This is a genomic window from Nonlabens sp. (assembly GCF_965657255.1).
Lineage (GTDB): Bacteria > Bacteroidota > Bacteroidia > Flavobacteriales > Flavobacteriaceae > Nonlabens.
In genome coordinates this window covers 14,717-29,360 of record NZ_CBFHNM010000011.1, presented here as the reverse complement: position 1 = coordinate 29,360, position 14,644 = coordinate 14,717, and the positions used below count along the sequence as shown (strand labels likewise).

The 14,644-nt window shown below is 34.0% G+C and carries 14 protein-coding genes; 7 read left to right on the top strand and 7 right to left on the bottom strand.

Going from position 1 to position 14,644, the window contains the following annotated elements; translation table 11 throughout:
* Nucleotides 1–24 precede the first annotated feature (24 nt).
* Nucleotides 25–4,476 (top strand): translocation/assembly module TamB domain-containing protein, encoded by a 4,452-nt coding sequence (locus ACTF54_RS11760; RefSeq protein ID WP_438969415.1) that lies wholly within the window; start codon nt 25–27, stop codon nt 4,474–4,476.
* Between the two features lie 24 nt (nt 4,477–4,500).
* Here ACTF54_RS11760 and ACTF54_RS11755 read toward each other — a convergent pair whose 3' ends face one another.
* The 3 genes from ACTF54_RS11755 to recF are packed head-to-tail and all read right to left on the bottom strand — an operon-like array spanning nt 4,501 to nt 6,273.
* Nucleotides 4,501–4,800 (bottom strand): DUF721 domain-containing protein, encoded by a 300-nt coding sequence (locus tag ACTF54_RS11755; RefSeq protein WP_347196950.1) that lies wholly within the window; start codon nt 4,798–4,800, stop codon nt 4,501–4,503.
* Nucleotides 4,787–5,197: a lipocalin family protein gene (locus ACTF54_RS11750; RefSeq protein ID WP_438969414.1), complete on the bottom strand. Its 411-nt coding sequence runs from the start codon at nt 5,195–5,197 to the stop codon at nt 4,787–4,789. The genes ACTF54_RS11755 and ACTF54_RS11750 overlap by 14 nt, the downstream gene beginning before the upstream one ends.
* On the bottom strand, nt 5,194–6,273 hold the full coding sequence (gene recF / locus ACTF54_RS11745) for a DNA replication/repair protein RecF (RefSeq protein ID WP_438969413.1): 1,080 nt from the start codon (nt 6,271–6,273) through the stop codon (nt 5,194–5,196). Before recF ends, ACTF54_RS11750 begins: the two co-directional genes overlap by 4 nt.
* A 161-nt stretch (nt 6,274–6,434) precedes the next feature.
* Here recF and ACTF54_RS11740 point away from each other — a divergent pair, with 161 nt between their 5' ends.
* Both ACTF54_RS11740 and ribH read left to right on the top strand, forming a co-directional pair.
* The gene (locus ACTF54_RS11740; RefSeq protein WP_347196953.1) at nt 6,435–7,250 is read left to right on the top strand and encodes a tetratricopeptide repeat protein; all 816 of its coding nucleotides are present in this window, start codon (nt 6,435–6,437) and stop codon (nt 7,248–7,250) included.
* A 6-nt stretch (nt 7,251–7,256) separates the two neighbouring features.
* Nucleotides 7,257–7,778, top strand: coding sequence for a 6,7-dimethyl-8-ribityllumazine synthase (gene ribH / locus ACTF54_RS11735; protein ID WP_347196954.1), 522 nt, complete (start codon nt 7,257–7,259; stop codon nt 7,776–7,778).
* Nucleotides 7,779–7,913: 135 nt separating this feature from the next.
* Here ribH and ACTF54_RS11730 read toward each other — a convergent pair whose 3' ends face one another.
* From ACTF54_RS11730 to pheT, 4 genes are all read right to left on the bottom strand, one after another.
* Nucleotides 7,914–8,102, bottom strand: a complete 189-nt coding sequence (locus tag ACTF54_RS11730; protein WP_347196955.1) for a hypothetical protein — start codon at nt 8,100–8,102, stop codon at nt 7,914–7,916.
* On the bottom strand, nt 8,095–8,289 hold the full coding sequence (locus ACTF54_RS11725) for a hypothetical protein (RefSeq protein ID WP_438969412.1): 195 nt from the start codon (nt 8,287–8,289) through the stop codon (nt 8,095–8,097). Before ACTF54_RS11725 ends, ACTF54_RS11730 begins: the two co-directional genes overlap by 8 nt.
* 420 nt (nt 8,290–8,709) lie before the next feature.
* Entirely contained in the window at nt 8,710–9,429 is a 720-nt protein-coding gene (locus ACTF54_RS11720) for a hypothetical protein (protein ID WP_347196957.1), read from the bottom strand.
* 289 nt (nt 9,430–9,718) lie between these two features.
* Nucleotides 9,719–12,142, bottom strand: coding sequence for a phenylalanine--tRNA ligase subunit beta (gene pheT / locus ACTF54_RS11715; RefSeq protein ID WP_438969411.1), 2,424 nt, complete (start codon nt 12,140–12,142; stop codon nt 9,719–9,721).
* Nucleotides 12,143–12,342: 200 nt separating this feature from the next.
* Here pheT and ACTF54_RS11710 point away from each other — a divergent pair, with 200 nt between their 5' ends.
* The 4 genes from ACTF54_RS11710 to ACTF54_RS11695 are packed head-to-tail and all read left to right on the top strand — an operon-like array spanning nt 12,343 to nt 14,628.
* Nucleotides 12,343–13,020, top strand: coding sequence for an SIR2 family NAD-dependent protein deacylase (locus ACTF54_RS11710; protein ID WP_438969410.1), 678 nt, complete (start codon nt 12,343–12,345; stop codon nt 13,018–13,020).
* A 41-nt stretch (nt 13,021–13,061) separates the two neighbouring features.
* On the top strand, nt 13,062–13,493 hold the full coding sequence (locus tag ACTF54_RS11705; RefSeq protein WP_438969409.1) for a hypothetical protein: 432 nt from the start codon (nt 13,062–13,064) through the stop codon (nt 13,491–13,493).
* A gap of 40 nt (nt 13,494–13,533) precedes the next feature.
* Nucleotides 13,534–13,998, top strand: a complete 465-nt coding sequence (locus ACTF54_RS11700) for a hypothetical protein (protein WP_347196961.1) — start codon at nt 13,534–13,536, stop codon at nt 13,996–13,998.
* 18 nt (nt 13,999–14,016) lie between these two features.
* Entirely contained in the window at nt 14,017–14,628 is a 612-nt protein-coding gene (locus ACTF54_RS11695; RefSeq protein WP_347196962.1) for an adenylosuccinate lyase, read from the top strand.
* The last annotated feature ends 16 nt before the right edge of the window (nt 14,629–14,644 follow it).

Here is a 14,644-nt window from a genome sequence, read left to right as displayed (position 1 = left end):
AATCTTTGCAAAGGTAAACGATACATGATTAAGAAACTTCTTAAAATACTGGTGAAAACCTTAATTGTGCTGCTTATATTATTTTTAATATTAGTAGTAGCATTCTCATTTCCAGCAGTTCAAACTGCAACAGCTAAATATCTAACTACTTCTTTAAATGAAGATTATGGAACTGATATAGACATAAAAGCAGTTGACATTTCTTTTTCTGGTGATCTTATTCTTAAAGAATCAAGAGCATTAGATAGTCGTAATGACACCATTATTTACTTTAAAGAACTTCGTAGTTCCATTTTAGGTTTTGGAGATTTGATATCAGGCAATCCTGCTTTAGGAACGACTTCTATAGATGGACTGTATTTAAACATGGTACGTTATAAAGGTGATGATAGCGATAATCTCAATATGTTCATCAATAAATTTGGATCTGGTAACAACAGTACATCTACGGCTCCATTTGTTCTAACGACAGGAGACTTAGAAATTACCAACTCCCGAATTAAGATAATTGATGAGTATTTAAAATATCCAGAAACCTTTGTAGCGTCACAACTCAATCTTCAATCTGAAGGATTAAGAATTGAAGGTTCAAATATTTATGCGGTAATTAAAAATGCTAATTTTGACATGTACACTGGTGTTATGAAACCAGATGCTAATGGCAAAAAAAATCTGAGAATTAAAAACTTAAAAGCTGATTTTTCTTATACACCTTCACAAATTCTTGCTAACGACTTATTGATTTATACTGCTGGTTCTCAATTAGTAGGTGACTTAAAATTATCTTATGACAGAAAAGATTTTATCGATTTTGTAAAAAAAGTGCAATGGGATTTTGATATTAAAAATGCTGATTTATCTACCAATGAACTCAGAAAATTCTACAATGAAATAGTTGAAAAAGATAAAGTTCTATTGAAAGGACGTATGCAAGGAACGCTCAACGATTTTATTGTGGAGGATTTATTAGCCACTACCTTAAGTGACATCACTATAGATGGAACCATGCATTTTAAAAATCTAGTAGAAAATGAGGATGATTTTTTTATAGAAGGTGATTTTAACACCCTTGAAGTAAGTAATACCGATTTAAAAAAGTTTTTACCAAATATTCTAGGCACCACAATGCCTACTCAATTAAATCAATTAGGTACTGTAAAAGCAACTGGTTATGCCAGTGTAAATGCCAATAAAGTAGTCACTAGATTATCTGGAAGCAGCCGCAAAGGAAACTTTAATTCTAACCTAGTTCTTAATGATATACAAAGCGGCAATATCGCTTATAATGGAAACATAAAGTTGAATCGTGTAAGTCTAGGTTCTTTATTAGGGATTAAAGAATTTGGCAATGTCACCTTAGACTTAGATGTAGATGGACGTGGATTTGACTTAGACAATGCTAATACCATACTTAAAGGAAAAGTTGCACAACTGGACTTTAACGGTTACTCCTATCGCAACATAAAAGTAAATGGGAAGTTCAAAAAACCAATTTTTAATGGAAAATTTTCTATAAACGACCCTAATCTTAAAATGGATTTTGACGGACTTGCAGATTTATCAGAGACCGTAAACACCTATGATTTTGAGGCAAAAATCGAATATGCAAATTTAAATGCGATCAACCTCTTTAAGAGAGATTCATTATCTATTTTAAAGGGAGAAATAGTCATGAACATGAAAGGAACCACGCTAGATGATGCTGTAGGAACCATAGATATTAAAGATGCGAGCTATAAGAATCAAAATGAAGATTATATTTTTAATGACTTTAGTATCGTTTCTAGTTTCAAAAATGAAGAGCGTTTTATTTCCATCAACAGCACAGATATTTTAGAAGGTGAACTATCTGGTGTTTTTAAAGTTGCTGAAATCCCAGAGTTATTTAAAAACAGTATTGGTAATGTATACACCAACTATAAATCAGAAAATATTACGCAGGATCAATATTTAGATTATGAATTTAAAATCTATGATAAAATTGTAGATCTTGTTTTTCCCGATATCGCTCTAGGCGAAAACACGATTTTAAAAGGCCAAGTTGCTAGTAACGAAGCCCAATTCCGTATGACATTTAGATCACCTGACATTAAAATCTATGATATAGAACTAGATCAGGTAAACGTTCAAATCAATAACCAAAATCCATTATTTAATACCTTTATTAAAATTGATGGAGTAAAAAACGGTATTTACGATGTAGATGATTTTCAACTAATAAATGTAACTAATAAAGACACCTTATTGTTTCGTACTAAATTTAAAAGTACCGCAAGAGAATCTGACAACTTTAACTTAAGCTTTTATCATACTGTAAACAATGAGAATCAATCGGTAGTTGGTATCAAAAAAAGTGACGTTGTTTTTCAAGGAAAGAAATGGTTTTTAAATAAAACAGATAAAAATGTTCAACTAAAATTTGACCATGATCTCAAAAATTTCAAATTAGACAGTCTAGTCGCGCGACATCAAGAAGAATTTATAACTCTGGCTGGAGATATTCAAGGTAAACAAAATAAAGACCTTCACTTAGACTTTACAGACGTTAGAGTTTCAAGTCTTACTTCACCCATTGACAGCTTAAAATTAAAAGGTCATATAGATGGATCTTTATCTTTAAAACAAATCGATGGAAAATATGCACCGTCCAGTGATTTCACGGTTAAAGGTTTTGAAATAAATGAAACACCTTTAGGAGACTTTGAACTTTCTGTTGCTGGAAATGAAGATTTAAGTCTCTACAATGTGACTGCACAATTAAAAGATGATGTGCAAAAAACCTTTACCGCAAATGGTACTATAGATGCCAGTGGTAAAACTAGTAAAATCAATGTCAACGCAGTTTTCAAGGACTTTAACCTAATCGCCTTAAGTCCGTTAGGTGGTCAAGTGCTAGACAATATAAGAGGACTTACGTCTGGACAAGCAAGACTAACTGGAGAGTTAAGTGCGCCTGACATAAATGGTAATCTTAAACTAAGAGACGCCGGACTACGTGTTCCATATCTCAATACTGATTTTGATATTGAAAATAACTCTCAAATCAAGATCACATCAACGTCTTTTGATTTTAACAGTTTGCAACTTACAGATACTAAATACAAGACAAAAGGAATTTTATCTGGATCAATCAATCATAAGAATTTTGGTTTTTGGGATTTAGATCTAAAAATAGAATCTGATAGGCTTCTAGCTCTTGACACACAACTCACACCAGATGCATTGTACTATGGAACTGCCTTCATAGATGGTCAGGCCACTATCACTGGACCTATAGAAACGTTATTCATTAATGTTATAGCCACCACTGGAGAGAACACCATTTTTAAAGTACCCATTGACGATGGAGAATCCCTAGGAGATACATCTGCGATATACTTTTTAAGTCCCGAAGAAAAGGAAGCACGCATCTCTGGTGAAACAATTGTAACTGATAAAATAAGTGGCCTTGAATTGCGATTTGAACTTCAAATAACACCTGTAGCCGAAGTAGAAATTACCGTAGATCCAACTAATGGAAGCTACTTACACGGAAGCGGCGTTGGAAATTTACTATTAGAGATCAATACCAATGGTAAATTTATAATGAACGGTGATTTTATCGTTACAGATGGATATTACAACTTTAAATATGCAGGAATAGTAAATAAAAACTTTACCATCGTTCCTGGTGGTACAATGGACTGGAATGGAGATCCTACAAATGCAAATATTGATGTAGAAGCCGTTTATACTACCAGAGCAAATCCATCAATTCTTCTCGATAATCCTAATTTAAATGCACAGGTTCCTGTAGAAGTTTTAACTAAACTTCAAGGAGATCTAAGTTTCTTTGATCCAGAGTTTCAGATAAGGTTTCCTAACACCAATTCTGTAGTGAGTTCTGAATTGCAATATAGATTAGATGATAAAGCACAAAGACAGTTACAAGCATTATCTCTTGTTGCTACAGGATCTTTCTACAATCCTAACAGTATCGGACAGAACGCAGTGACTGGAAATGTAGTAGAAAGCGTTACAGGAATCGTAAATGATCTGGTAAGTCGTGAGGATAGTAAATTTGATTTTGGAGTTAGTTATGAAGCGTCAGAACGCAATCCTAATTCAGATTTACAGCGTTCTGACCGTTTTGGAATAACTTTAAGTACGCAAATTACCGATCGCGTATTAATCAACGGTAAATTAGGAGTTCCAGTGGGATCTACCAGCGCTACAGAGCGTGCCGTGATCGGTAATGTAGAAATAGAATTTTTGATCAATGAAGACGGAACGCTGAGACTTAAACTGTTTAACAGAGAAAACACCTTGCAACAATTAGGGCAGCAAGAAGATTATACGCAAGGTTTAGGATTACAATACCGCATAAATTTTGATAGCATTAAAGAATTATACGAACGTATTTTTAAAAAGAAGATGGTAAAAGAAAGAGATGTAAAAGCTAGTGAAGAAGTGGATAGCAGACCTATTGATTTTTAAAACTATAAGCTTTTTAGTTAGATTCTACCTCAGAACCAATTTTTCAATCATTTCTTTGCCTAAGTGATCATTTAAGTTCTTAATTATTTTAGCTCGACCGTATAATAATTCTTGTCTCAAAACAGAAGAGGAAAGACTTATGAATAAAGTACCAGTCATAAATTTTATTTGCGTCGTATAATTAGTGACGCCAGTTCCCATGACTGCGTTCCACGCCTCTTCTACATCAACTCTTTCAAACCCTTTTTGTAATTTACTTTGTGCTTTAAAATCACTCAGCACATCACTCATACGTACAAAATCTTCTTTCTTATTGTTCCTCATTAGGTGTATATGCTTTATAGGTGTAACGTGTTCCATTTTCATGAAGTAACACTAGAGTTTCTTTAGTCGCTGTTTCTACGGTTTGCATATAAGAAGCTTCTCCTTCTTGAAAAGTAAGCCATATATCGCCATCTTTTTCTTCCCATTGAAAATAAATAGGATTTCCATAATTAATAAAACCACCATCATAAGTAGGACTTACTCTGTTCTTTACTCCATTAAAACCATCGACTTCAAAATGATCCATGTGATTAGAAAAAGGAAACTCACGCTCACTTCCGTTGGGTAAAATTACCTCATCGATATTCCAATAACCTTCTAGGGCTTTGATTTTTTCTTCGTTACTGTCGCAGGAGACGAAAACAAAAATTAGTAGTATATAAATTAATCTTCTCATAACTTAAAAATCTTGTACGATTGCTCGGTTTGTTTAATCACAGCTTCGGTTCTTTCTGGATGTGTATCGCTTATAAATAATTGACCAAATTGCTCGTCATTCACCATGTCGATAATTTGTGCTACACGAGATTCGTCTAATTTATCAAAAATATCATCCAGAAGCAAAATAGGAACGGTTCCACTTTCTTGTTTTATAAACTCAAACTGCGCCAGTTTTAAAGCCGTTAAGAAACTTTTTTGCTGTCCCTGACTACCAAATTTCTTCACAGCATGATCATTAAGTAAAAAGACTAAATCGTCTTTATGAGTTCCCACGCTGGTATATTGCAATTGCATATCCTTTTGCAGCGCATTTTCAAGCACCTGTGCAGGGTTTGCATTATTGAAATCGGCTTTATAATAAATATCAACCACTTCTTCTGTTCGAGAAATTTGCTGGTAATATTTTCTAAAAATTGGGGTAAATGAAGTTAAGAAATCAATTCTTACTTGATGTATAAAACTACCCAAATCAACTAATTGTTCATCATAAACCGCTAATGCGTCGCTATCAAATTTACGATTTGCAAAAAAATACTTTAACAATGCATTGCGCTGTTGCAGCAATTTATTGTAGGTAATCAACTTATTCAAATATAACGAGTTACTTAACGATATGACACCATCAAGAAACTTACGCCTGGTATCGCTACCTTCTGTTATTAAATCACGATCTGCCGGCGATATAATTACCAAAGGGATCAATCCTATGTGATCACTGATCTTATCATAAATTTTACCATTGCGTTTCACAACGCGTTTCACTCCTTTTTTTGCGCTAACGACTATTTTCTCCTCTTGATTGTTCTTTTCAAAATTACCATTTACCACAAAAAAATCTTCGTCATGTTTAATATTCTGTATAGTAATAGGATTAAAGTAGCTTTTAGCAAATGCGAGGTGATAAATCGCATCCAAAACGTTGGTTTTTCCTACTCCATTGTTTCCCACAAAGCAATTAATCTTCTCATCAAACTCAAAATCGGCACTTGAGAAGCTTTTGTAATTTATAAGACTAATGGAGTTTAACTGCATAAAAAATAAAGTAACTAATTATTTTACAGAGGTTTGTGTTTATTTTGCTTTCGCGAAAGCGGAACAAAAACCATCTAAATGAATAAAATGCAAATTTAACCTAACAAATGGCAGAGAATAAAGCTTTAACCTGTTTTTATATATAGATAAAAATTATATTTTTGCGCGATCAATTAAAAAACAATATGGCTACTTATAACAAAAGAGGATACAAACCGAAGACGAAACCAGAAAAGGAAGAAAAAGAAGACCTTTTTGACGATTCTGAATCTACAACGGCAGAAGTATTTAGTACCCTAGATGAAGGTGCAAATAAGACGGAGCAGTTTTTAGAAAAAAACCAAAAGGCTCTAGTGATTATAGTTGCCATAATAGCTGTAGGAGCTGTTGCCGCATGGGCTTACAATCAATTTATCATGGAACCGCAAGAAATGGTTGCTGTAGAAGAAGCTACTGAAGCTAATAAATATTATGATCTAGCTCTTAATTCTACAGGTGCAGAAAAAGATTCTTTATACACCATCGCACTAGAAGGTGCTAATGGAAAATACGGACTAATAAAAATTGCTGAAGAGTATAAAGGTACTGACGCTGGAAATCTTGCTACTTACCAGGCCGGAATGGCTTACTTAAATATAGGCGGTGATCAACTTCAAAAAGCTATAGACTATTTGAAAGCTTATGATGGCGGAGACTCTGTTTTAACGGCGATCGCAAAAGCTGGTATAGGCGACGCACTAGTTCAAGCTGGACAAGCTGGTGATGCTATTTCTTATTACATGGATGCGGCAGATGCTAACGTAAATGAATTCTCTACGCCTAGATATCTTCTTAAAGCTGCACAGGTAGCTCTTACGACTGGTGATAATTCTACAGCGATAACTGCTTTAGAAAGAATTGAAGAAAATTATCCAGATGCTGAAGAATTTAAAACTTCTCAAGTTCTCTTAGGTCAGGCAAAAGCAGCTTCTAACTAAGTACTTATGGCGACGGTAGGAAAAGATTTATCGCATTACGACAAGAATAGTCTTCCAGACGCTAGTGATATGCGTATAGGTATTGTTGTTTCTGAATGGAATGATGATATTACTGAAAATCTTTTTAAAGGCGCACACGAGACTTTATTGGATTGTGGCGTAGATGAAGAGCGCATCTTCCGAATGGATGTTCCTGGGTCTTTTGAATTGATTTATGGCTGTAAGAACATGCAATATTCTAGTTATCCAGTTAAGGATAGTAAATTGCGTAAAGGACTAGATGCTATCATCGCGATAGGTAATGTTATACGTGGTGAAACAGCTCATTTTGATTTTGTTTGTCAAGGTGTTACCAGCGGTATTAAAGACTTGAATCTCAATAAATCTCGAGTTCCTGTTATCTTTTGTGTTTTAACAGACGATACTCATGCACAATCTGTTGCCCGTAGTGGTGGCATTCATGGAAATAAAGGAAGTGAAGCTGCTGTTGCAGCGATCAAGATGGCGGCGATAAAGCAAGGGTTTTAATCCTAGATACTAGATAAATTAAAAAATCGGCTATCAAATTAATTTGATAGCCGATTTTTTTTTAATGTGTGTGTTTGCACAAATATTGAGAAAATTATCAAACGCTAGTATTTTAAATGGCAATTATTTTACTAATTACTTCTTTCTTAATCCTATCAATTGATAAACTCCTAGAATCACTAAACCAGTAGCAAGAATCCATTGATAGGTTTCTACCTCTTGCTCTTGGTAAAAACGCTCGTACAACTTCCATGACCCTATTCCTACAAAAGCTATGGAAAGTAATAAGGTATAGGTGCGTTTATTGGTGTCTTGATCAGCCATTTTTTTGAGTAATTATGGTATAGACTAGAAATAAACCGTAAGCGACTGCTCCATAACCTAAAACTATCGATGTTATCTCTAGTGGTTTGTTCAAGATGTAATAATCGTATAACCTCCAACTTCCTAAACCAATAAATATAAGGGCCATTATACCGCCTAAAATTGGATTTCTTTTTCTACCTGACATAAGAATATTTTAAGATTCAAAGATAATTGAATTATAAGATCTAGCTTAAATATTTTAAAGAGAACGTCGTATTAACCTTTGTAACGCAAAAGAAGTTTAGAATAAAAATAATTAAGAAAATAAAAACAACAAGAACTAAAGAGCTGTAAACCGTATTCTTCCATACTCTAGGAATTGTTTCACTTCTATATAAACCATATATTTCTAAAGGGAAATGATAAATAGAAGAAAACCTAGACTGATATCATGATTGTACCATTTGTTTCTTTCTTCCATCCTTAAGTGTATTTTTTATCTGCTGCTTTAGAATTATTCCATTTATAACAAATATTTAAAATCAGGATAACAACAAATAAAAAGCGCTCCTTCATAATAAAATGAGGAGCGCTTTCAATAATGCTTTAAAATTAGGGAAATGACTTAAGCATTAAAATATTTTGAATTCCAGATGGCTGTATTAAAATTTTTACCTGCGGCAAAAGAGTAATACAACACCATGCTTGCAATAGATTTAAATGTAAAAAAGAAAATCAGAAGAAATTCTACTCCTGTAGGATTTTTAGCAAATAATCCATTAGGAATTAAATAAGCAGCCAGCAAACTAACCAGTACAGTAGAAAAAATTAAATTTTCAAAGCTCTTAAAACTCCATGCCCATAATTTTCTTCCAGGACTTAAATCATTACCCCATTTATGAATTAAATAAAAGTAACCGTTTCCTATAGGTGCAAAAAGTAAAGGATCGTCTGCATCTTCAAGTTTGAACATTTTGGAAGGAGCAACTATTTTAAAACCACGCATGGTAATATCATGTTCTTTCTCCATCTCTTTAATCTTCATTAAAGCTTCATAAGGAATCTCATTCTTAAAATATTTGGTATCTAAAAATCTTAATCGATAAGTGATACATATATCTTTAATTTGATCCACATGATAAATACGATCTGTTTCTAATAAATCAATATTAAAATGATTGCGCGGCGTAGGCTTCTGTGGACTCTTCATGCGCAGCATGATCTCGTCTTCCTTGCGATTCTCTTCTTTAAGAATTGCCGTCACCTGTTCCAGAATATCACTACCTTTGAAAGCTTTGGCTTTTGATTTCTGGAGTTTGTCTTCAATATTGGTACGATTCCACATAATAATTCTATGAGTTTGAAAGAGATAAAATTAAGAGATTGAAGTAAAACTATGAACCTCTACATAGGCTATGTCGTAAAGTTGTACTAATTATTTCAAAATAGCTGTGTTAATTTTTTTCTGCTTTCATGAAATCGAGATATCAATCTATCTTAATCCAGAATAATATAAAAGTGAAAACGATCTAATCATTTATACACAAAGAAATTCACACCAATAATTGTTAGTCAAATATTGCTTAAAAACAAGGTTCAAAGAAGTTTCAAACTCTTTAAACATAAAGTATAAACTACCTCAAAACCGCACCAGCTTGATTCTCTAATTGCTGCTGTATCTTATTCATGGTCTTATCAATTTGTTTATCTGTTAGTGTTTTATTGGTATCCTGAAGCGTAAAGTTTAACGCATAAGACTTCTTACCTTTAGGTAACTTACCACCTTCATAGACATCAAACAACTGTACAGATTTCAAAATCTTCTTTTCAGAATTAAGTGCTATTTCCCTTAATTGCTTAAAACTTACTATATCATCAACAAGTAAGGCAAAATCTCTACTCACTTCTGGAAATTTAGGAATCTCTTTTACTGGAGCATGTTCTTTAGAAACGATTTTTAAAATCTCACTCCAGTAAATATTTGCAAAATGAACAGTTACTTCTACTCCAAAACTTTTAGCCACCTTCTTTTTAACAACACCTAAATCGGCAATTTTTACACCACTGCTTAGGGCAATTCCTTCACTTAAAAAATCCAATTTAGTAGGTTGTTCATTTACTGTATGAATCCCTAATCGTTTTAAAACAGCAATTACAGCTCCTTTTAAATAAAAGAAATCGGCTGGTTGCGTTGCGCTGTTCCATGTTTGATCACTTGTATTACCTGCAGTAATAATACTTAAATGTTTGTTTTCTGTAAACTGACGTTCTTGATATTGATGATAAGAACTACCGAATTCAAACAATCGTAAATTCTCTTGCTTTCTGTTCAAGTTATGAGCAATGGCCTCTAGACCACCATAAATTAAACTTTGTCGCATTACAGCAAGATCACTACTCAAAGGATTCAACATACGCACCTCATTTTTAGGCGAGATTTGCTCTGTAAGCATATGGTTTTTTTCTGATGTAAGGCTGTTTGCCATCATCTCTAAAAAACCTTGTCCTACCAGTTGCTGAGCCACTATATTTTGTAATCTATTGTTCTCAAGTTTTGAAGATTTGGCAATAGTAGCATTTAATTTTGAAGCACTCTCAATACGGTCATACCCATAAACCCTCAAAATCTCTTCTATTACATCGACTGGTCGTGTTACATCATTCCTATAGGCTGGAATCGTTAATCCCAAACCGGACTCTGTAACATTATTCACATTTATATCTAATGTTCTAAGAATACTCTTAATTTCTTCTTTTGGAATCTCTTGACCTATAAGGCTGTTGACTTTTGCAAAAGGTAAAAACACTTGCTCATCTTCTATTTTTTGAGAATACAAATCAGAAATATCACTAGAAATATCTCCGCCACCGGTTTCTTGAATCAACAAAGCGGCGCGTTTCAATGCGTATTCTGTAATATTAGGATCAATACCACGCTCAAATCTAAAAGAAGCATCTGTATTGAAGTTGTGTCTTTTTGCAGTTTTACGCACGCTTACCGGATTAAAGTAAGCACTTTCTAAAAATATGGAAGTTGTTGCTTCTGTCACACCACTATTTAAACCACCATAAACTCCTGCAATGCATAAAGGCTTCTCCGTATCACAAATCATCAAATCATCTTCATGAAGCTGGTGCTCTATCCCATCTAGTGTTGTGAATAGAGTATTTTTAGGTAATGTTTTAACGATGATTTTATTACCGCTTATAGCCTTTAAATCAAAAGCGTGAAGTGGTTGTCCTAGTTCATGCATCACATAATTGGTAACATCAACAACATTATTTTTAGGAGCAATCCCTATTGCTTTTAGTCTATTCTTGATCCACTCTGGTGATTCTTTAACACTTATTCCAGAAATAGTTACACCACAATAACGAGGTGCAAGATCTGTATTTTCTACTTCTATATCTACTCTAGAAGAACGATTAACTACATGAAAACCACTTACTGATGGTGTTATAAACTCTACAGGATCTGCATGTATTGCTAGTCCTGCACGCAAATCACGAGCCACACCCATGTGCGACATCGCATCAGATCGATTAGGCGTTAAACCTATCTCAATAACATGATCGCTTTCTATCGATACAACTTCTTTTAACGGCATACCTATTTCTAGATCTTTATCTAACACCATAATTCCTGCATGAGAACTTCCTAGACCTAGTTCGTCTTCAGCACAGATCATTCCATGGCTTTCTTCACCGCGTATTTTCCCTTTTTTAATCTTCCAGGCTTCTCCTTTGTCATCATAAAGAGTTGTTCCTACCGTGGCAACAGGCACTTTTTGTCCAGCTGCAACATTAGGCGCACCACAAACGATTTGCACCGTTTCTGTCCCTATATTTACTTTAGTTACTTTTAATTTATCTGCATTAGTATGTTGCTCGCAAGACTCTACATAACCTACAACTATTCCTTCTAGTCCACCTTTTACACTTTCAAACTTTTCTACACCTTCTACTTCTAGGCCTAAAGAAGTTAACAATGCAGTGTGTTCTTCTAGTGCTTCTGGTACGTTGATAAATTGTTTGATCCAGTTGTAAGAAACTTTCATAAAATGGGTGCTTTTTAAGGTCGGTAAAGATAGTTATATGTACGCTTTCGCGAAAGCGGAACCACCACAAACCTTTACTCTTATTTAAAGTTAAAAACTTTGAACGAATTGTGACCTGTCATTGCGCTGTAGAGCGGAATCGGTTAAAAACCTTCTCTATCTATATAAAATCTACTATTTTTAAATTCAAAATTTTAGAAATGAAAAATCTAGTCGTTTTAACTGGTGCTGGAGTCAGTGCTGAAAGTGGCATCGCAACTTTTAGAGATGCTGGCGGACTTTGGGAAGGACATGACATTATGGAAGTGGCCTCACCAGAAGGTTATGCTGCAAATCCTTCTTTGGTACTGGATTTTTACAACAAAAGACGTGCACAATTGAAAGAAGTATCTCCTAATGAAGCTCATTTTTGCATCGCAGGACTGGAACGCAATTATAATGTGAATATCATTACACAAAATGTAGATGACCTGCATGAGCGCGCTGGATCGTCTAAAGTGATCCACCTTCATGGCGAACTTAAAAAAGCACGCAGTTCAAAAAATGCACTAGAAATTCAAGAATGTGACGGTGATATCAATTTAGGTGATAAAAGTGCCGACGGATCGCAATTGCGACCACACATTGTATGGTTCGGTGAAGAAGTTCCAGAAATGGATCGTGCGATAGAAATCGTTTCAAAAGCAGATGTGCTACTGATAGTAGGAACCTCCATGCAAGTTTATCCAGCAGCTGGATTAAAAGATTATGCGCCTAGCCATGCACCTATCTATTTTGTTGATCCAGCACCAGCATTAGATTCTTCTGGCAGATTAACTGTAATAAAAGAAAAAGCAGGTAAAGGAGTTCAAATGGTGGTGGATTTATTGAGTTTTTGAGAAGTAAAATTTTTTTCCTATTTTTATAAAAATCACTGATTATGAAATGTTTACCACTAGTATTCTTCAGTTTATGTATCATAAGTTGTAATCAAAAAAAGTCAGTATCATCAGAAAATAAGATTAAAGAAGGTAAGTTTCTATGTTCTGCAGAATGGACTAACGGCGTTCAAGAAAACCCAAAAGACATGACCAAAACGATATACGTATTTCTCACCATAACAAATGAAAAGAATGCAGTTTGTAATGAAGAAAATCTTGCGGTATCATCTGTTTATAAAGAAATATGGGTCAATGACAAAACGGCCGAAAAACCAGTATGGAGATTAGATAAAGATAAAATTGAATTAATAGTATACGATCAAGCAGTCGTCGCTGTTTGTGAAAATAAAGAGGCTGAATATGGAATAGTAGACCTCAACAAATTTGACTATCCTTTTATGAAACGTTATCCTTTCTTTCAAGATAAATAGAATGGAGATAAATTCTTTCTTAACTTTAAACAAAAAAAAAATGAGAACTACTATTTTCCTATTGTTGATAAGTGTTTTTATCATCAGTTGTGATAACCATCAAAAAGATTTTTCTGATTTAGAGTCCATTGCTTTCTATGATTTTAAAGGAAATGAAGTGGACATGGAACAATTAAAGAAAGACTGGAATGAAACCATGAATCCAGTTCTTGTGGATGATGTTTTCTACGAGCAGAAAGTGAAAGAGATTTCTATTAAAACCTTACGAGATAATTCTTCTAATGAAGATTACCTGGTTCTAGTTGCAAACACCACTAAAAAAAATGCCTTTACTGGTAAGGTTATATCATCATTTAAAGATGGTTTCCAACTGAGTGATAAGACTGTTATTTGCACGAATTGCGGTCCAGAATTTCAAGGACAGCTAGTAGATGGTGAATGGATTTGTGCAAATAATGGTGAAAGTATCGATGACTGTATGAAAACAAGTACTTTAGACTATTAAATCAAGTTTTGAATTTCTATGTACGACTTGATAACCGTTAAAGATCTAAAACAACAACTTCAAATACTCAAGGCTTACAAAAAAGAAAGAGTTGATCTAGGTAAAGCCGTGGTTAAAAATAATTTATTACCAGATTTGATAGCACTTTGTCACCCAGAAAGTGGCGTTTCTCATCAAGCCTGCTGGATTCTGGAACAATCGTTTTTGTTGTATGAAAAAGATTGTTATCCGTATATCAAAGAAATCGCTACCTTATTTACACTTTCTATTAACTCTTCTGGGATGCGATCACTTACTAAAATAAGTAGCATATTAGTCAAGAAATTTTATAAGGTTTCTAAAAACAAAAGTGCTACGACAGATCAATTAAGCACTTATTTTCAAAGAAGTATCAGAGAACAAATTGTAGAAGGCTGTTTTCAAGAAATGATGGATCATCCAGATAAGACTGCAAATCTTGCGTGGTCTACTCTTACTCTGTATGAATTAGGGAAAGAATTTGAATGGATCTATCCAACGCTTACCCCATTAATTGAAAGTATTCTTAACGATGACCCCAAAGGTTATCGATCTTGTGGATCTAACACACTTTTAAAAATTAAAGGTGTAGAAAAAGTAAATAGTCGTTAGTAAATTAATATCGCAT

Coding starts and splice junctions, on each gene's coding strand:
- ACTF54_RS11760 (WP_438969415.1), top strand. CDS start 25: ATGATTAAGAAACTTCTTAAAATACTGGTGAAAACCTTAATTGTGCTG.
- ACTF54_RS11755 (WP_347196950.1), bottom strand. CDS start 4,800: ATGAGGAACAATAAGAAAGAAGATTTTGTACGTATGAGTGATGTGCTG.
- ACTF54_RS11750 (WP_438969414.1), bottom strand. CDS start 5,197: ATGAGAAGATTAATTTATATACTACTAATTTTTGTTTTCGTCTCCTGC.
- recF (WP_438969413.1), bottom strand. CDS start 6,273: ATGCAGTTAAACTCCATTAGTCTTATAAATTACAAAAGCTTCTCAAGT.
- ribH (WP_347196954.1), top strand. CDS start 7,257: ATGGCGACGGTAGGAAAAGATTTATCGCATTACGACAAGAATAGTCTT.
- ACTF54_RS11730 (WP_347196955.1), bottom strand. CDS start 8,102: ATGGCTGATCAAGACACCAATAAACGCACCTATACCTTATTACTTTCC.
- ACTF54_RS11725 (WP_438969412.1), bottom strand. CDS start 8,289: ATGTCAGGTAGAAAAAGAAATCCAATTTTAGGCGGTATAATGGCCCTT.
- ACTF54_RS11720 (WP_347196957.1), bottom strand. CDS start 9,429: ATGTGGAATCGTACCAATATTGAAGACAAACTCCAGAAATCAAAAGCC.
- pheT (WP_438969411.1), bottom strand. CDS start 12,142: ATGAAAGTTTCTTACAACTGGATCAAACAATTTATCAACGTACCAGAA.
- ACTF54_RS11710 (WP_438969410.1), top strand. CDS start 12,343: ATGAAAAATCTAGTCGTTTTAACTGGTGCTGGAGTCAGTGCTGAAAGT.
- ACTF54_RS11705 (WP_438969409.1), top strand. CDS start 13,062: ATGAAATGTTTACCACTAGTATTCTTCAGTTTATGTATCATAAGTTGT.
- ACTF54_RS11700 (WP_347196961.1), top strand. CDS start 13,534: ATGAGAACTACTATTTTCCTATTGTTGATAAGTGTTTTTATCATCAGT.
- ACTF54_RS11695 (WP_347196962.1), top strand. CDS start 14,017: ATGTACGACTTGATAACCGTTAAAGATCTAAAACAACAACTTCAAATA.